This window comes from Duodenibacillus massiliensis (genome assembly GCF_900128485.1).
Taxonomy (GTDB): domain Bacteria; phylum Pseudomonadota; class Gammaproteobacteria; order Burkholderiales; family Burkholderiaceae_F; genus Duodenibacillus; species Duodenibacillus massiliensis.
Map to the genome: position 1 here is coordinate 22021 of NZ_LT635844.1, position 18640 is coordinate 40660.

General features: G+C 50.6%; 16 protein-coding genes. 10 read left to right on the plus strand and 6 right to left on the minus strand.

The annotated features are described in order from the left end of the window. Positions 1–9: 9 nt before the first annotated feature. The 5 genes from BQ7486_RS00190 to dnaA all read right to left on the minus strand — a co-directional run bounded on the left by BQ7486_RS00190 (position 10) and on the right by dnaA (position 7726). On the minus strand, positions 10–738 hold the full coding sequence (locus BQ7486_RS00190; protein ID WP_074008528.1) for a cyclic nucleotide-binding domain-containing protein: 729 nt from the start codon (positions 736–738) through the stop codon (positions 10–12). A 687-nt stretch (positions 739–1425) separates the two neighbouring features. Further along, positions 1426–2367, minus strand: coding sequence for a 5'-nucleotidase (locus BQ7486_RS00195; RefSeq protein WP_022372733.1), 942 nt, complete (start codon positions 2365–2367; stop codon positions 1426–1428). Between the two features lie 32 nt (positions 2368–2399). Then, complete coding sequence (locus BQ7486_RS00200) at positions 2400–4952, minus strand: DNA gyrase subunit B (protein WP_084765503.1); 2553 nt, start codon at positions 4950–4952, stop codon at positions 2400–2402. Between the two features lie 187 nt (positions 4953–5139). Beyond that, positions 5140–6249, minus strand: a complete 1110-nt coding sequence (dnaN, locus tag BQ7486_RS00205) for a DNA polymerase III subunit beta (protein WP_074008530.1) — start codon at positions 6247–6249, stop codon at positions 5140–5142. A gap of 124 nt (positions 6250–6373) precedes the next feature. Continuing rightward, positions 6374–7726: a chromosomal replication initiator protein DnaA gene (dnaA, locus tag BQ7486_RS00210; protein ID WP_074008531.1), complete on the minus strand. Its 1353-nt coding sequence runs from the start codon at positions 7724–7726 to the stop codon at positions 6374–6376. A gap of 508 nt (positions 7727–8234) precedes the next feature. Between dnaA and rpmH the strand changes: the two genes are divergently transcribed. Genes rpmH through yidC form a run of 4 tightly spaced genes read left to right on the plus strand, consistent with a single transcriptional unit; the run spans position 8235 to position 10894 of the window. Beyond that, a complete protein-coding gene (gene rpmH / locus BQ7486_RS00220) occupies positions 8235–8375 on the plus strand; it encodes a 50S ribosomal protein L34 (protein WP_022372737.1) in 141 nt (46 codons plus the stop codon). Between the two features lie 44 nt (positions 8376–8419). Further along, the gene (locus BQ7486_RS12335; RefSeq protein WP_074008533.1) at positions 8420–8860 is read left to right on the plus strand and encodes a ribonuclease P protein component; all 441 of its coding nucleotides are present in this window, start codon (positions 8420–8422) and stop codon (positions 8858–8860) included. Positions 8861–8864: 4 nt separating this feature from the next. Further along, entirely contained in the window at positions 8865–9116 is a 252-nt protein-coding gene (gene yidD, locus BQ7486_RS00230) for a membrane protein insertion efficiency factor YidD (RefSeq protein ID WP_074008534.1), read from the plus strand. Between the two features lie 44 nt (positions 9117–9160). Further along, positions 9161–10894, plus strand: a complete 1734-nt coding sequence (yidC, locus tag BQ7486_RS00235; protein ID WP_074008535.1) for a membrane protein insertase YidC — start codon at positions 9161–9163, stop codon at positions 10892–10894. Positions 10895–10918: 24 nt separating this feature from the next. On the opposite strand, the gene BQ7486_RS00240 is transcribed toward yidC, so the two are convergent. After that, positions 10919–11245, minus strand: a complete 327-nt coding sequence (locus tag BQ7486_RS00240) for a hypothetical protein (protein ID WP_074008536.1) — start codon at positions 11243–11245, stop codon at positions 10919–10921. A 92-nt stretch (positions 11246–11337) separates the two neighbouring features. On the opposite strand from BQ7486_RS00240, the gene mnmE reads away from it, so the two are divergent. The 6 genes from mnmE to BQ7486_RS00275 all read left to right on the plus strand — a co-directional run bounded on the left by mnmE (position 11338) and on the right by BQ7486_RS00275 (position 18545). Next, positions 11338–12708: a tRNA uridine-5-carboxymethylaminomethyl(34) synthesis GTPase MnmE gene (gene mnmE / locus BQ7486_RS00245; protein WP_074008537.1), complete on the plus strand. Its 1371-nt coding sequence runs from the start codon at positions 11338–11340 to the stop codon at positions 12706–12708. Positions 12709–13579: 871 nt separating this feature from the next. Beyond that, entirely contained in the window at positions 13580–15490 is a 1911-nt protein-coding gene (mnmG, locus tag BQ7486_RS00255) for a tRNA uridine-5-carboxymethylaminomethyl(34) synthesis enzyme MnmG (protein ID WP_074008539.1), read from the plus strand. Further along, on the plus strand, positions 15487–16134 hold the full coding sequence (gene rsmG, locus BQ7486_RS00260; RefSeq protein WP_074008540.1) for a 16S rRNA (guanine(527)-N(7))-methyltransferase RsmG: 648 nt from the start codon (positions 15487–15489) through the stop codon (positions 16132–16134). Before mnmG ends, rsmG begins: the two co-directional genes overlap by 4 nt. Before the next feature lie 45 nt (positions 16135–16179). Beyond that, a complete protein-coding gene (locus BQ7486_RS00265) occupies positions 16180–16836 on the plus strand; it encodes a MarC family protein (protein ID WP_022372744.1) in 657 nt (218 codons plus the stop codon). A gap of 27 nt (positions 16837–16863) precedes the next feature. Then, positions 16864–17649, plus strand: a complete 786-nt coding sequence (locus tag BQ7486_RS00270) for a ParA family protein (RefSeq protein ID WP_022372745.1) — start codon at positions 16864–16866, stop codon at positions 17647–17649. Then, positions 17649–18545 (plus strand): ParB/RepB/Spo0J family partition protein, encoded by an 897-nt coding sequence (locus tag BQ7486_RS00275; RefSeq protein ID WP_022372746.1) that lies wholly within the window; start codon positions 17649–17651, stop codon positions 18543–18545. Before BQ7486_RS00270 ends, BQ7486_RS00275 begins: the two co-directional genes overlap by 1 nt. The last annotated feature ends 95 nt before the right edge of the window (positions 18546–18640 follow it).

Below are 18640 nucleotides of genomic sequence, written 5' to 3' on the forward strand. Positions count from 1 at the left end.
CCATAACTGTTATCTTTCAACGTCAGGCATAACCATCGTATCAGGGACAGCCACCGACTGCTCGATATCTTTCTGCATCTGCAGAAACGGTTTAAGCCATACCCAGTGGTCCAGAAGCTCTGTTCTGCGCATCCATAAGGCTCCGGAAGAATGCATAAACAGATCTCTCGCGATCCAGTCCCTGATGATCTGATCAATCGTTGCGGAGGAACAGGAAATCACGGAAGCCATGAGCTTTCTTGAAGGCAGTGCCGGAAGCCGGATCCATGTGTTCGAAGACTCAAGCTTTGGAATCACGCTTTTAACAGCGCTCACCAGAGCCGCCGTCAGAAATACGCCGAGCCGCCGCTCGGGCTTGGCCACATGACACACCATAAGCCCCAGCCGTTCACTGACGGCTCTTCGCATATGGTACGACGTAAGCTCGTGATTCCATCCGGCATCAACTTCCGCCAGGCGCAGCAAAATCGAAGGATTGACCGTCAGAATCTCTGACTGCGTCAGTGCCCAGTACTTTCTCGGCAGATTATCCAGCCGGCTGAAGGCATTCGTAGTTACGGCAAAACTGCCGGGGCCGGAAAGCGTCAGCATAAACGGAGAATGGCTTCCGGGATTCAGCAGCGCCTGAGCCAAAAATCCCCTTTCCACAAAAACAACGTGGTTAAACCACGTGCGCCCTGCGGCATCCCCGGGCCACAGAGTGAGGCGTCTGCCCAGGTTATGCATGACACGCATCATCTCCGGCGATAAAACCGGCGCGAACCAAGGCATTAGTTCAGAGTTCTGCATGTACTGCTTCTATTCATACTCTAACGACAGACGGACAATACTGTCTAAAACCAAAGACTGCAAGAGCCGGAGCTGCCTTCAGTGGCACCCCTGTGTGAACAAGTCTGTGGAAAAGGCTGAGGATAAAAGAGAATGCCGAAGGGAAAAGGGAAAACTCAAAAATCAGGACAAAGTTTTACACACAGCTCTCCACAGGGTTTCCACAAAGCATTTCAAAGCTTATCCAACAGGTTATCCACAAGCTAACGCATTGAATTTAAAGTTGTTTATTGAATTATTAACAGTTTTTTCCACACCTATTGTTTACTACTGTTAATTTAAAGATTTAAAAACAAATAAAACCCAAGAACAACAAAAATCTCAAGGCCGATACTCACGGAAAATATAGAAAACAAATAAAAATCAATAAGATAAGAAAAACACCCGATCGCACATAAAAAATGGAGCAACCAGTCTTCCGGCTGAACGATGTGCAGTCAAAAACAAGACGGAACTTCTATAAAGCGATGCAATCAGAAGTTCCGTCTTGTCAGGATCAGAAGTTGAGTTTTTTATTAATAAACGGGATATAGCGTTATTTTGCTGTCAAATAACACGATCTTCTACTAACTATTTAAAACAAATATGTGTTTTAAATCAAGATTTCTTGCCGAAATTTGTAATTCCGAACGGTACAAGGACGCTGGGGACTGTTGTTGCCGTTTTCTCGAGGTGTGTGAGCTGATCGTCAAAGAAGATATGGGGTTTGAGCGCAGCGAGAATGTTGCTCTTCGGGAGCCCGTCCAAAAGAAAGAGCTCTGCAGCACTCATCCCCAGAGTCTTTAACGTGGTGATGAGCCGCTGTTCGCTCGGCGCTCCGCGGGAAGTCACAATGGAGACACGGATGGCGGGCTTGTAATAAGGATCATTCTTCCCCCGCTGCGCATCCATTTTCTGAAACGCTGCAATCTTGGTGAAAAGCCGGTTTAAAGGCCCCGGCGTATGGGGCGTATTGGCCTTGGTGACTTCAAGGTGCTGAAATCCGGCGAGTCCCTCTTTCTGATATTCCCGTTCGGCCTCATCATCAATGATGACACCGTCAAAGTCGAAGGCGATCCGAAGCTCGTTGTCGTCTCCGTTGTCTTCTTCGGCCTTCTTTCCGCTCGGAATAACCCACCCGCCGGGCAAACCCTGCTGGATCGCATACATGACGTTTTCCCTGTTGGCGCTCAGAAAAAGCGATACGTCAAAGGATTTGATGTAGGGAAACGTAGATTGCCCGGAAGTGAAGGCACCGGCTTTGACGGGAAGATTGTAGTGGCGGCAGGAGCTGAAAAAGCGCTCACCGGTTTCCGGCGAATTGCGGCTTAAAACAACCACACGGAAGGGTTCGGCCTCGCCGAACAGTTCGTTAAGCTTTAACAGGCGTTTGATGAAGGGAAAGGCGACGCCCGGGGCAAGTGGATCGTCCTTATGACTTTCCTGATAATCCCTGTAGGCGGCGATTCCCTTTTCTTCAAACAGCCGGTGCTCGCTTTCCAGATCAAACAGTGCGCGGGATGACACCGCGACAACGAGTTGGTTTTCTGTTGTTTTCAAGGTGTCCTCCCGGAACTTAAAGGTCAGTGTGACTAGACGTCGATGTTGCTTGCAAAGAGCGCATTTTCTTCAATGAAGTCACGGCGCGGTTCCACTTCATCGCCCATCAGCATTGAGAAAATGTCATCGGCTTTACCTGCGTCTTCAAGGCGCACACGCAGCAGGCGGCGTGTCTGAGGATTCATGGTCGTTTCAAAAAGCTCATTGGCATCCATTTCCCCCAACCCCTTGTAGCGCTGTTTTCTCACACCGGCTTCGGCCTGATCAAGCAGCCAGCGCACAGCGTCTCCGAAGTTTTTCACCTGCTGTGTTTTCTCGCCGCGCACGATACGGGCGCCTTCGCCGATGACGCCCTTCAGAGCCTCTGAGCACTCCGTAAGGACGGCGTAGTCGCGGGAACGGAGAAATTCCGGTTCCAGGTAACTGTGGTGCGTGTTGCCGTAGATGTGATGACTGATGCGGATGTGCCAGCGTTCTTTATCGGTATCCCAAAGGGCTTCGGCTTTGATCTCAGGATCCCGCATATCGCTTTGAAGAGCGGCGGCGCTTGCGGCGGCCTTCTCTTCGTCACTCAGATCGATGCTTACGCCCGAAGAAATCGACAAGAGCGCAGCCCGGTCGATAACCTGGCTCAGGCGTTCGATCACGGACTTAGAGGCTTCAAATTCCTTGATGAGATTTTCCAGTTCGGTACCGCGCAGCCCGATGCCGCTTTCAAAATCGGCTTCGCTCTTATAAAGGATGGCATCCTTTAAGGCGATATTGAGCAGATAACGCGCCATTTCCGCGTCATCTTTGAGGTAAATCTTGCGTTCTTTGTTCGTCTTTTTGTCGCGGCCGCCGATCAGAACACCGTAAAGCGGAGGTTGGGCGATGTAGACGTGGCCTCCCTCGATGAGTTGCGGCATCTGACGATAGAAGAACGTGAGAAGCAGCGTACGGATGTGCGCACCGTCCACGTCGGCATCGGTCATCAGAATAATGCGGTGATAACGCAGTTTTTCGAGATTGAACTCATCCTTGAGCTGCGTGCCGAGCGCAAGAACCAGTGTGCGGATCTGCTCGGAATCGAGCAGTTTGTCCACAGAAGCTTTTTCCACATTCAGAATCTTGCCGCGCAGCGGAAGAATTGCCTGGAATTCACGCTTTCTGCCGGTTTTGGCCGAGCCGCCTGCCGAGTCACCCTCCACAATGAAGACTTCGCTTGCGGCGGGGTCTTTGCTGGAGCAATCGGCCAGTTTGCCGGGAAGGCCGCCGCCGAAAATCTGTTTACGTGTGACTTCACGGGCTTTACGGGCCGCCTCACGGGCGCGTGCAGCCCCCACGATTTTGTTGCAGATTTCCTTGGCCTGATCCGGATTTTCTTCCAGGAATGTTTCAAGGCCTTCACTGACGGCTGCGTAGACCGCGGGCTGCACTTCACTCGTGACAAGTTTGTCTTTTGTCTGTGAGCTGAAAGAAGGCTGCGGGACTTTGACTGACAAAACACAGGTGAGACCTTCGCGCATGTCTTCACCGGAAATTTCAAACTTATCGCCTTTTTTCAGAAAATCATTGTTGGCGATGTAGTTCTTAAAGACCTGGGTCATTGCCAGGCGCAGACCGGTGACGTGCGTGCCACCGTCACGCTGAGGAATGTTGTTGGTGTAGGCGGCAAGCGACTCGTTGTAGGAGTCATTCCACTGCAGAGCCACTTCAACGTAAACCGGAATTTCCTTGGTGTTGTCCTTGGCGGTTTTCTGTTCAATGGTCTTTTGGATATAAATCGGATCTTTATGAATAGCCCGGCGCGTCGTGTTTTTATAAAGTACAAAGGAGCGGACGCCGCCTTCGCTTTCAAGGCGGACATGCTTTCCCGAGCGCTCGTCGCTTAATTCAATATCCACACCGGAATTGAGGTAGGAGAGCTCTCTTAAACGCAGCAGCAGCGTGTCGTAGTCAAAATCAGTGACAGGTTCGAAAATGGACTTTTCCGGCAGAAAATGAACTTCAGTGCCGCGTTTTGTGGTCTCGCCAAGATCCTTCATGGGGCTGACTTCCACCATTTCACCGGTCAGAGGCGACTTGACGGTTTCAATGCGTCTGTCGACAACGACGCCTTTTTCAAAGCGCAGAAAGTGCGTTCTGCCGTCACGGTGAACTTTGAGTTCAAGCCAGGAGGAAAGCGCGTTGACGCAGGAAACACCGACGCCGTGTAGACCGCCTGAAATTTTGTAGCCGTTGTCGTCGAATTTGCCGCCGGCATGCAGTTCGGTCAGTGCAATTTCAGCAGCCGAACGCTTGGGTTCGTGTTTGTCGTCAAATTTGATGGCGGTGGGAATGCCGCGGCCGTCATCAACAACGCTCACGGAGTTGTCCATGTGAATTGTGACGAAGATATTTTTGGCATAGCCGGCCATGGCTTCGTCGATGGAATTGTCCACCACCTCATAGACGAGATGGTGCAGACCGGAGCCGTCGGAGACGTCGCCGATATACATGCCGGGGCGTTTCCGTACGGCTTCCAGACCTTCAAGGATTTTGATGTTGGTCTCGTTATAAGTGGAAGACGTATTGCCGGCTGTGTTTTTTTCAGGAGATTCCATATCAGTCACAAAATATTCACTAGGCGGATAAAAAGCTTTTTTCCGGCGGCGGTTATGTCACTTGCACCGGTTTGTTCTTCAGAAAAAATGTTACTCAGATACGCACTACGCCAATGCAGCTGACTCACACAGTCTGCATTGGCGCAGTTCTTGCCGGACTCTCTGACGGAGTTAACCGTCACTGCCGTCAGATGCGCATCGGCATCAGTACGTAACGGAACTGTTCGCTCTCGGGCATTGTCAGAAGCGTCGCCCCCTGAGAAGAGGAGAACGCAAAGCAGACGTCGCTGTTTTTCAGATTACCGAGCACGTCAAGCAGGTACGTCACGTTAAAGCCCAGATCGAGATCGGGGCCTTCATAATTGATCTTGATGTCTTCCGAGGCCTCTTCCATCTCGTTGTTTGCGCTCTGGATATGGAGCTTGCCCGGTGTGATGACCCAGCGCAGGCCCTTGAATTTTTCGTTGGCCAAAATGGCGGCGCGGCGCAGGGCTCCGATCAGTTCCTCGCGGTTGACAAGAAAGCGCTTGTCATTGTTGGTGGGAATAACGCGGCTGTAATCGGGGTACTTGCCGTCAATGAGTTTTGTCAGAAACTCAATTTCACCGAACGTGAAGCGGGCCTGCTGCGGCCCCATGTCGATCGTCACGGGATCATCATTGTCAGGCAGCAGTTTCATGAGCTGCTGAATGGTCTTGCGTGGCAGAATCGCTTCGACTTTTTCCGTGACTTCCATGTCCATTTCAGAGTCGCAGCACGCCAGGCGATGGCCGTCGGTGGCAACCGCACGCACCATTTTCCCGTCCAGCACAAGAAGCATGCCGTTCAGGTAGAAGCGCACGTCCTGCTGAGCCATGGCAAAGTGCACCATCTGAATCAGATGCTTTAAAACCGATGCGGGCAGTGTGATGTGCACGTCCATTTCGGAGACGGGCAGCTGAGGATAACCGTCAGCCGGCAGTGGCACGAGGCTAAACTTGGAAGCATTGGCTTTCAAAAGGATATGACGGCCGTCATTTTCAAGGCTGACTTCCGTGCCGTTACCGGAAATGGCGTTTAACAGTGCCGTGAGTTTGGCTGCCGGCAGCGTGGTGCTGAAATCGCCTTCTCCGCAGCCGACGGCGGCCTTGGTTTTGGTCTGAATTTCAAGATCGGTTGTTGTGAAGTAAACCGTCTCGTTTTGCTTTTCGATCAGGATGTTGGACAAGATGGCGACGGTCTGACGCCCTTCCACAATCCCGCCGACAGTCTGCAGCGGTTTCAGAAGTGCTTCGCGGGTGCACTGAATAAACGGCATTTAAGAATTCCTTCTGTTCAACAACAAGTCGTGATGACTTGAATTTTCAATATTATCAGTGGATTTTAATCGAAAAAACGTCCGAAAACCCTTGTTTTCCGTACTTTTCACGGGAAGAACCGGGTTAGTTCTTCAGGCGTTGTTCCAAAATGTTGAGTTCGTGTTTCAGAGCTTCGTCCGTATTGCGGCTTGTCATGACCTTTTTACAGGCATACATCACGGTAGTGTGATCTTTTTTACCGAAAAACGAAGCAATTTCCGGAAGACTCTTTTGAGTGAGTTCCTTAGCCAAGTACATGGCAATCTGTCGGGCATACACCACAGGGCCCTTGCGGGATTTCGAATACATGTCCGAAACCTTCAGGTTGTAGTACTCGGAGACGACCTGCTGAATATTTTCCACCGTCACGGGAACCGCACTCACATTAAAGACGTCACGCAGGGCGACTTTGGCGGTTTCAACGGATACCGGAAGATTGTGGAAATTCGTGTAGGCCAGAATCTGCTGAACGGCACCTTCGAGTTCGCGTACGTTGCTTTTAAGCCGTTTGGCAATGATGACGGCAACTTCTTCCGGCATTTCAAGCCCGGATCTGTCGGCTTTCTGCAGCAGAATCTGAATACGCATGTCCAGTTCCGGCGGCTCAACCGAGACAACCAGCCCCTGCGTCAGACGTGAAAGCAGCCGTTCCTGGAAAGCCTTCAGATTGCGGGGATAGGTATCGCTTGTGAGCACAATCTGTTTGCCGTGCGGCACCATACGCTCAAAAGCAAGGAAGAAGTTTGTCTGAGTACCTTCGCGGCTTGCAAAGCTCTGAATATCATCGATAAGCAGAAGATCGAGATTTTGGTAGCGGTTCTCGAAGGTCTGCATTTTCTCCGGATGATTGTTGTTGAGCCCGCGGACGGCATCGGTAAATTCATTGATGTACTGTTGGGCCGAAATACAGCGGACGCGGGCACCGGGATGCGTTTTGATGTACTGATGGCCGATAGCCTGCATCAGGTGTGTTTTACCCAGACCGACGCCGCCGTAGATAAAAAGCGGGTTGTAAATGGCATTGGTGCTGTTGGCCACCTGCTGAGCTGCGGCATAAGCAAGCTGGTTGGCCTTACCCTCAACAATGTTTTCAAACGTGAGGTTGGGCAATAACCCCGTATCCTGCAATGCCGTCTGAACTGCCGCCGGTGCAGACTCGGCGGTAAACGGTGCCGTAGCGGGCTTTACTTCGGATTCGCTCACTTCCCAGGTAATGTCGATTTCCCGACCGGCCGTCTGGTTGATGACCGTCTGAATCTGAGCGCCGTACGAAGTCTGCAGTGTGCGCGCCTTTGCGCCGGAATCAGCTATGAGCGTGAGCGAGCCGCTCTCAAGCCCCGTTTCATCTGCCTGAAGATCGGCAAACCAGTTTTGAAAGACTTCCTGCGCGTATCTTTGACGAAGTTCTTCTAGGCAACGATTCCAAAATTCAGACATAAAACAACCACACTTCTGTTTTTTCGGGGGCAGGACAAAATCTTTGCATAGCAGCCCGGAACGGCAGTCCGTACTGACGCAAAAAGCAGACAACACCCGGATCTTTGAAAAAAGGTTTGAAATTTTAGACGCTTGCAGGGGATTCACCAAATGCACGCAGATCTATGATAAATAAACGTATTTCTAAGTTATCCACAATGAATAGTGTTAGCGGTTTTTGATGACTACAAGATGCGGCGTTCGGAATTTTTTCCGGTGCCGGTTTCTAAAAAATTACGAGGGTTTTCAGGGTTTTGAGTTGACAGGAACACCTAAAATAGGGTGTAATATCGGGTTCCCGCAGAAGCGCGTGGGCGAAATGCGTTTCGTCCGGGCTCTGCGGTTGCTGTTCACAGACCGGATTTTTAGTGTCTGTTGCTCCATTTTTTCTTTGGTTTTGCCGTCCTTTATCGCTGACGGGGAACCGTTGTTTTGTGACCTTTATATTCAAATAAGGTAAGGATTAATCATGGCTACCAAACGTACTTATCAGCCTTCCAAGATCAAGCGTGTCCGTACGCACGGCTTCCTGGTTCGCTCCCGCACCAAGGGCGGTCGTCACGTTCTCGCTCGTCGCCGCGCCAAGGGGCGTCATAAGCTCGCCCTCTGATCGGCTCTCGGCTGATGCCGGGCTGAATCGTGAGTTCTGATCATATGCGATTGGGTTTTCCCCGTACCGTCCGGATCATCCGGTCCGAGGATTTCGGGGAGTTGTTACACTCGGACAGCCCTGCGACCATTCGACTCGGACGTGAACTGGCATCTGTTTCAGTGATTCTGAACAGTTGTGTCGGTCGCGTCCGATTTGGTTTTACGGTGGGTAAGCACAATGCGCCGAGGTCTGTGGACCGGGCGTTGGTTAAACGTGTCATGCGGGACTGCTGCCGCAATAAGCTGCCGCAGTTTCGAGCTTTGGCTGCTCAACACGGTGTCGGACTGGAAATCGGTCTGCGCCTGAGAAGACCTCTGGGGCGTGTCGGCTCGGAGGCCATGACCGTGGATAATGCCAAGCGTCTGGTGCGCGAGAGCTCTGAACTCTGCCTTCAGGCCGTCGTCAGACGACTGCCGAAATCAGTTTCTCTGTACCGGAAGTGACGCGATGGCTGCAAAAGTGTGTATTGCCCTCATCCGTTTCTACCAGTTGGTATTCTCCGGCTGGGTCGGCTGGCAGTGCCGGTTCATACCGACCTGCTCCAATTACGCCATTGAAGCATTTCAGCGTTTCGGAGCAATCCGGGGACTGTGGCTGACGGCAGCGCGTCTGTGCCGTTGTCATCCTTTGGGCGGCAAGGGGTATGATCCTGTGCCTGAGACGTTCAGCTGGCGGTGCTGGAAGCATAGGGACAACTGAGCTTTCTGCTTTGTTTATTCAAGACTTTATAAGATAGACCGGATATGGGTAGCGATTTTCAACGTACGATCCTGTGGGTTATTTTGGCCGCTTCAGTGTTTATGCTGTGGGATAACTGGCAGGTTTATAACGGCAAACCGTCCTTTTTCGGAACGCCGACGGCACAGACCGAGACGGCTGATGGTAAGCAAGGCACTCAAACCCCTGCGGTTCCTGTTGCCGGAGCCGGTTCTGAGGCTGTTGCTAAGGGGATGGTGCAGACCACCAAGGCAGTGCAACTTCAGAATGATCTTTTAAAGCTCAATATTGATGAACAGGGCGCTGTCGTCACGCGTGCCGAACTTCTGAAGGAATACAAAGAAGCAGACTGGACTGAAGTCGGTCTTGCCGGCATGATTCTCGGCAAGACGGCTCCCAAGCGCGAAAACATCGTGCTTTTTGATGTGACCCCGAAGCACGTTTATGTGGCGCAGAGCGGTCTGATCGGCGGTGACTTTCCCAACCATAAATCGGCTTATAAATATATCGGAACGGAAACGTCCAACGCGATGGATAAGGAGCTTGGCCGGGAAGTCAAGGTGACGACGGCCAACTTTGAAAGCTCCCAGGGCGGAGTGACTGTTAAAAAGAGCTTCATCCTCTATGACGGACACTACGGCATTACGGTCCGCGATACGATCGTTAATAACGGAACCGCGTCGGTGCAGCCGAGCATTTACTATCAGCTGACGCGTGACAGCGCCAAGCCCGAGGGTGAAAGCTCCTTCTACTACACCTACACCGGGCCTGCCGTTTATACCGAAGACGATAAGTTCAAGAAGATTGACTTTGATGATGCGGCAGAGCAAAAGCCCATCAAGTCTGATAACGGCTGGGTAGCTATGATCCAGCACTACTTTGTGTCTGCCTGGGCTGATGTCCGCGGACAGAATGTGAAGACGCCGCGTGAGCTCTACACCTCCAAGCTCGACAATGATCTGTATGCCGTCGGTTCGATCATCCGCATGAATAAGATTGATCCCGGTCAGAGCGTTGTCAAGGAAGAAGTGCTTTATGTCGGACCTCAGGATCAGGCACGCCTTGCTTATATTGCCGACGGTCTGGATCTGGTGGTTGACTACGGCTGGCTCACGTTCCTTTCCAAGCCGATTTATTCAGTGCTGAATTTCCTCTACGGTCTGGTCGGTAACTGGGGCTGGGCGATTGTGCTTCTGACCTGTCTGGTGAAGGCTATCCTCTACCCGATTTCCGCTGCCGGCTATAAGTCAATGGCCCGCATGAAGGAAGTGACGCCCCGCATGAAGGCCTTGCAGGAGCAGTACGGTAACGACAAGCAGCGCTACCAGCAGGCAATGATGGAACTCTATAAGAAAGAGAAGATCAACCCTGTGGGCGGCTGTCTGCCGATTGTGCTTCAGATTCCGGTGTTCCTGGCGCTTTACTGGGTGCTGCTTGCCAGCGTGGAACTGCGCGGCTCTGAATGGATTTTCTGGGTGACTGATCTTGCGATGCCGGATCCCTGGTTTATTCTGCCTGCCGTGATGATGCTCACGATGTTCCTGCAGATTAAGCTCAATCCGACGCCGACCGATCCGATGCAGGCCAAGATGATGGTCATCATGCCGCTGGTTTTCGGTGTGATGTTCTTCTTCTTCGCTTCCGGCCTGGTGCTCTACTGGCTCACGAACAATATTCTGTCCATTTGGCAGCAGTGGTACGTGAACCGTCAGATTGTGCAGGAAAGAGCCAACCGCATTGCTGCGGCTAAAGCGAAGTAAAACAAGCTCACAATCAGATTGAATCTAAGTGCGGGAGGATGTTTCTTCCGCACTTTTTTTCGCTCTGAGTTTCCACATCAGCAAGGGAATCGGCCATAGCCAGGTGCTGATAAACCATAAAAGAATGTGACCGGCTGAAAATTTGGATTCAGCGCGGCAGGTCATTAAAAACACGGCGACAGCTCCGGTTACCACCCACAGCAGGAGGCCGCCGTAGATTGCAACACGCATGTTGTAGGTGTCGCCGAAACTGGCGCCGAGGTAAGCAGTGATCGGGACTGATGTTGCCACTGCAATGCAGGCACCGAAAAGGCCGGACAACGATATGGAAGATTTTTTTCTTAACGGCATAATGAAGGCAACTATTGTTCAAGTTCCGGGAATGTTACCTCAGACGACGAAATCGTCTGACGTGAAGCCGATAGACACAAAAAGACTCTGATATGTCCAACACTGATTACGATCCGATTGTTGCAAGGGCTACAGCCGCAGGACGCGGAGGCATCGGCATTATTCGCGTTTCAGGAAGTACTCAGGCTCTCTCCGTCATTTGTGAAGCGCTTTTTCCCGGAAAAGTTCTTAAACCGAGAACGGCCTTTCTGCTGCCTGTGCGAAGCGCAGCAGGAGATCTGATTGACCAAGTTGTTGTGCTGAAGTTTCAGGGCCCTCACTCCTACACAGGAGAAGACGTTTTGGAAATCCAGGCCCACGGCGGACCGGCGGTCTTGCAGATGATTCAGAGCCGGGTTCTGGAGGTCGGTGCAGCGGTCGAACTGCGACTTGCCGAGCCCGGAGAGTTTTCCAAAAGAGCGTTTTTAAACGGACGGATGGATTTGACGCAGGCCGAAGCCGTGGCCGACCTGATTGATGCCGGAAGTGCGTCTGCCGCGCGGGCCGCAGCCCGTTCCCTTCAGGGCGTTTTTTCGCAGAAGGTTTATGAGATAGCCGAACATCTCACCAATCTTCGTGCCTATGTTGAAGCTACACTCGATTTTCCGGAAGAAGACATTGACTTTATTAACGACGGCAGAGTTGCCAGACAGGTTGATGATATTCTGAAGGAACTGACAGATCTTGAAGAACGTGCACTTTATGGAAAGGTATTGCGCGACGGCTTGACGGTTGTGATGGCCGGGGCTCCGAATGTCGGGAAAAGTTCGCTGATGAATGCTTTGGCACAAAATGAAGTTGCCATTGTGACTGATATTGCTGGAACGACCCGCGATCGTATAGAGCACGATATTGATCTGGATGGGCTTTTGATTCATCTGATAGATACGGCCGGCGTCAGAGAGACGGATGATCCGGTGGAAAAAATTGGTGTTGAAAGAACTCTGCAGGCGGTAGAGACGGCGGATGTTGTTTTGACTTTGGTTGACGGTACAGACAAAACGGCGGTCAGTGATACGGCTCAAACCTGGATCCGAAACAGACTGCGCGAAGGTGTTACAGAAGTGTTGGTCATGAATAAGATTGACCTTGGGGTTGATCAGGGCAAGATTCCGGACGGAGCCGTCTGTATTTCAGCCAAGACCGGAGAGGGTATTGATGCATTACTGGAGAAATTAAAGAAGATTTCCGGAAATGGCATTGATTTTGAAGGAAATTTCTCAGCGAGAACCCGTCACTTGACAGCGATTGCAAAAGCGAAGTCGCATTTGATTCAAGTGCAGGAATCTTTGCAGTCTATGACGCTGGAACTCGTTGCTGAAGAACTTCGCCTGGCGCTTAATGAGTTAGGTACGATAACCGGGCAGATTTTGCCGGATGATCTCCTTGGAATCATTTTCTCTAAATTCTGCATTGGAAAATAAGGCGAATGTTTCACGTGAAACATTCGTGCAGCTGAATCTGTTCCTTTATCAAAAAAATCTGAGTAGCAGAAGACTGAGAATTTGCCGTCAACAGATATCGGAATCAGTCATAAGTTCCTTAACGGTCCACGTGAAACATTTTTGTTGTACACGCCTTGCGAATGGATAACGTTAATCCACTATTAGATGCTGAAGTGATCCGATGACTTCTATGTGGACGGTTTTGATGTCCGGTGGTTGTGTTTTCGGATCTAATGGTTATTGAGCAAGGTGTAAGTGGGATTGAAATGTTTCACGTGAAACATTCATGCAGCTGAATCTGTCGCTTTATCAAAAAACTGAGTGGCAGAAGACTGAGTATCTGCCGTCAACAGAGGCCGGGATCTGGCACGAGTTTCTTTATGTTCCACGTGAAACATTTTTTATCTTGTTTCACGTGGTCTGGAAATGGATAACGTTCATTACTGTAAAGACGTTGAATCGACCTGATGAACTTCTGTGTGGCTTGTTTTTGTTGTTCGCAAGTCGGGTTCTTAGATTTGGTAAGAGTATTGTGTAGGGCGTAAAGGGAGTTGAAATACTGATGTTGTCAGTGTTTCTGAGCTGTCTTACGGGTGTTTTACAAGGAATTGAGATAGGGTGTTTGTTTCACGTGAAGCATTTTGACCGGGGAACTAAAAGAGAAATAGTGGAGGTGATAACATTCCGCCTGAGTTTTGGTAATAATTGTTTCACATTCGGAATCATGAATTGTTCCACGTGAAACATTAAAACTCCCCCGGAATCTTCTCTTGTGGATGCGGATTTGTAGCTGAATCCGATTGTACTGATTGATGAAAACCGATGTTCCACGTGAAACATCGTTCGTAAAATGAATTATCCGGATACTTTTGATGTCGTTGTAATCGGCTGCGGGCATGCTGGTGCTGAGGCGGCTTTGGCTTCTGCTCGGATCGGAGCTAAGACCTTACTTATTACACATAACGTTGAGACGATTGGTCAGCTCTCTTGTAATCCCTCAATCGGTGGAATCGGAAAGGGACATTTGGTTAAAGAACTGGATGCAATGGGCGGAGCCATGGGGGCTGTGACGGACTGTGCCGGTATCCAGTTTCGGATATTAAATAGTTCGAAGGGGCCGGCTGTACGCGCAACACGTGCTCAGATTGACCGGAATCTCTATAGAACAGAGATGCGGCGCAGAGTTGAAAATCAGATGAATTTGTGGATTTTTCAACAGGAAGCTGAAGATATTCTTCTTGAGAACGGCGCGGTTTGTGGCGTTGAAGTCAGAGCCGGCCTTCGTTTTAAGTGCCGGAAAGTTGTATTAAGCGCAGGAACATTTCTTAACGGTTTGGTCCATATCGGACTGGAACATTATTCTGCGGGCAGAGCAGGAGATCCTGCTTCGCTTCGTTTGGCGCAAAAGTTGATTGATGCTGGGCTGATCCAGGGACGTCTTAAAACGGGGACGCCGGCCCGTATCGACGGACGTACGATTGATTTTTCAAAGTGTATTGAACAACCCGGGGATCTGAATCCGGTTCCGCATTTTTCTTTGATGGAACCGTATATTGATCATCCGCGGCAGGTGCCTTGCTGGATTACACACACGAATAAGGAAATGCACGAGATTATCCTGAGTAATCTGGACAGATCTCCGATGTATTCCGGTGTAATCAAAGGAATCGGACCCCGTTATTGTCCTTCGATTGAAGATAAGGTTCAGCGTTTTGCCGGTAAAGACAGTCACCAAATTTTTTTGGAGCCCGAGGGCTTAACGACAAATGAGTTCTATCCGAACGGTATTTCCACCTCTTTGCCGTTTGATGTGCAGCTCAAAATGATTCATTGCGTCCCCGGGTTGGAAAATGCCTACATGGTGCGCCCCGGGTACGCTATTGAGTATGACTTTTATGATCCCAGGGATCTTCACCGGACCTTGGAAACAAAAAAGATTAAGGGACTCTTTTTTGCCGGTCAGATCAACGGAACAACGGGGTATGAAGAAGCTGCTGCACAAGGTTTGCTTGCCGGTGCCAATGCTGCACTGAGTGCCTTGAATCGTGAGCAGTGGACGCCGAGCCGGACAACCTCATACCTTGGTGTGATGGTGGATGATCTGACCACGAAGGGGGTGACCGAGCCCTACCGAATGTTTACAAGCCGCGCCGAATACCGCTTGAGCCTGCGTGAGGATAACGCTGATGCGAGACTGTCGGAAACAGCACATAAGCTCGGCCTTCTTTCTGAAGAAAAATGGGCCCGCTATGCTCGTAAACATGAGGCGGTACAGCGAGAAATCGAGCGATTGAAGTCGACCTGGGTGAATCCGATGATTGTGAGTCAGGCCGATTGTGAACGTGTTCTCGGTAAGAAAATTGAGCGGGAGTATTCACTCGCTCAGCTTTTGTCCCGTCCCAATACCGTTTATGAAGAGCTGATGACGCTTAAAAAAGCGGACGGATCGTTGGTCTCTGATAAAAAACTCGGAGATGCGGCACAAGTCGAGCAAGTCGACATTGCCATGAAGTACAGCGGTTATATAGAAAGGCAGAAGTCGGAAATAGCCAAGACAACTGCTAATGAAGAACTGCGTATTCCTTCGGATATTGATTACGACACGGTGGGCGGATTATCTTTTGAAGTCAGACAAAAGCTCAAAGCAATGAGACCGGAAACACTCGGACAGGCGGGACGAATTTCCGGTGTAACTCCAGCAGCTGTCTCGCTGCTCTTAATCCATCTGAAACGTCGTCAGTTCGGCCTGGAGAAGTTATGACAACATGGACGGTCACTGAAACTTCTGTGCGTGATGCCGTTGCTCGGACGGATCTGGATGTCAGCGCTCAACAGATCGGGCAACTGACCCGGTATGTGAATCTCTTGCTGCAGTGGAATTCCACATACAACCTGACAAGCATCACGTCGGTTGATTCTGTACTGAAACTGCATCTGCTCGATTCTTTATCGCTTGTCTCTGCTCTGAACACAAAAGTTATTGATGGGAAACGCCTTTTGGATGTCGGCAGTGGCGGCGGACTGCCCGTGGTTCCTTTGGCTGTCATGAGACCGGATATTGACTGCAGTGCCGTGGATGCCGTTAAAAAGAAGACTGTCTTTTTAAAGCAGGTAAGCGCGGTTTGCGGGCTTAAAAATCTGCATGTCTGTCATGACAGGGTTGAAAAGCTGCAGCTTCCGGCTTTTGACGTGATTACAAGCCGCGCTTTTGCCTCATTGATTGACATGGTCACCTGGACCGAACATCTGCTCTCTGAGAACGGTCAATGGCTCGCCATGAAAGGAAAGTTGCCTGTTGATGAGATCGCAGCGCTTCCGGCTGATCGGTTTGATGTCTCTGTTTCTGATCTGATTGTTCCGGGATTGGAGGCGCAAAGGCATTTGGTTTGTATTAAAAAGAAATAATTTCTTTTTAAATCAATTAATTAATATTTTTCTTGGGGATGCAGCATGTTTGAAACAGAAATTTCCAATGCATACTCAACAGCCCTGTTCGTTTTTGTCTCATTTTTCCCGGTATTGAACGCCATCGGCGGTGCCATGTTTTTTCTGACACTCACCAACGGTGTGGATTCAGCCTCAAGAGCGCAGCTGGCAAACCGCATTGCGATCTACTCGATTATTGTGTTGTTTGTCAGCATGTATGCCGGCAACATCATTCTGAACTTTTTCGGCATTTCGATCGCAACGCTGCGCGTGGCGGGCGGTATTGTGCTTTTTGGTGCCGGCTGGCAGGCTTTGAATGCGCCGTCACAGGATGACAGTGATGCGCCGCCCAAACCGAAAAGTGCGAGAGCTCTGTCTTCGATGGCGTTCTATCCGTTCACATTGCCTTTGACGACCGGTCCGGGGGCTATTTCGGTGGCCGTGGCTGTCGGTGCCACACCGGTAAGAGACGTCGGTGACGTGATCGGCTGTATCGTCGGTGTTTTACTGAGCGGTTTTGTGATCTGGGTCTGTTACCGGTTCTGCGACCGCATCAACCGTTCAGTGGGAGCAGCCGGAGCAGATGCGCTGGCAAGAATTTTTGCATTCATTCTGATTTGTCTTGGGGTTACGATCTTCTGGACAGGTTTTTCAGAACTTTGGGCAACGTTGCCGCGATGATCAGGTTTTATTAAAAGGGAGTCACTCATGTCGCACGTTTTTTGTGTCGCCAACCAGAAAGGCGGGGTCGGTAAAACGACAACGACCGTCAATCTCGCTGCAGCGCTTGCCAAAAAAGGAAAAAAAGTACTGCTCATCGATCTGGATGCTCAGGGGAATGCCACGATGGGATCCGGCATTGAAAAAAGTGAGCGCTCACAAACTATTTACGAACTGCTGATCGGAACAGCCAAGTTTGAGGATGTGCTTGTCCGCAGTGAGCAGGGAAAGTACGATGTACTGCCTTCCAACAGGGATTTTGCGGCTGCTGAACTTGATTTGGCCGAGTGTGATGATCCCGACATGCGGCTCAAAAAGATTCTGGAAAGCGTGGCCGACAGGTATGACTATGTGCTCATTGACTGTCCGCCTTCGCTTTCCATTGTGACGGTGAACGCGCTGTGCGCTGCTGCCGGTGTCATTATCCCCATGCAGTGTGAGTATTTTGCGCTTGAAGGGTTAAGTGACCTTGTTAATGCCGTCAAGCGGGTCCGGTTCAACAAAAACCCGCAACTGAGGATGATCGGACTGCTTCGGGTGATGTTTGATCCCCGGATCACTTTACAGAAGCAGGTGAGTGAACAATTGAAGGAAAACTTCGGAGAACGTGTGTTTGACACAGTGATTCCCCGTAATGTTCGTCTGGCTGAGGCGCCTTCCTACGGTCTGCCCGGTGTTTTATACGATCCTTCCAGCCGCGGGGCAAAAGCCTATCTTTCATTTGCACGCGAAATTCTGAAAAGAACCAACACTACAGCCAAGGAGTCGAAGTAATGGCTAAACCGAGAGGATTGGGACGAGGGTTGAAATCACTGTTGGGTGACGACCTTACTTTGGCGGTGATGCCGGATAAGAGTAACGGGATCACGGAAATTGAGCTCAGTAAGCTGCAGGCTGGCAAATACCAGCCGCGTACGGCGATGGAGCAGGAGAAGCTGCAGGAACTTGCAGATTCAATCCGTGAGCAGGGGGTGATCAGTCCGATCATCATCCGCCCGATTGCCGCCGACAAGTACGAAATCATTGCCGGTGAGCGGCGTTTCCGTGCATCCCAGCTTGCCGGAAAGGAGTCCATTCCGGCAATTATCCGCGACTTTGATGACAAGACGGCACTGGCGGTTGCACTGATTGAGAACATGCAGCGCGAGGACCTCAATGTGATGGAAGAAGCGCTCGGCGTGAAACGTCTCATTGAAGAATTCGGATTTACGCATGAAGATGCCGCAAAAGCAATCGGCAGAAGCCGTCCGGCAACCAGTAACCTGCTGCGGCTTCTGAATTTGGCTGCACCGGTACAGAAGATGCTGTCTGAGGGCAAAATCGAGATGGGGCACGCCAGAGCGCTGCTGAGTCTGCAGCCCGCGGAGCAGATTCTTGCCGCCAATGAAATCGTCAATCAGGGGTCAAGTGTCCGTCAGGCTGAAAAACTGGTGGCCGGCTGGGGTGCTAAGGCTGAATCGAAGAAAACGGTCAAAAGTAAGCCCGAGAAAACCCGTGATGACGTCATCCTGGAAGAAAAACTCAGTGACGCGCTCGGCGCGGCAGTGAGCATCAATGTGGGACGCCAGGGAAAGGGGCAGATTCTGATCAGTTTCTCTGATCTCGATGATCTGCAGTCGATTATTGATAAGCTGATGCCGGCGGAAAACGGGGAGCAGTCAGAGGAGTAGAGGGTTAACACTTACTCCTTAAAACCTAGTACCATCCCTCTTTTTGATACTTGTTAAAAAGTGTTTAGGGACGTAAAATACGGCCGATTTCAGTA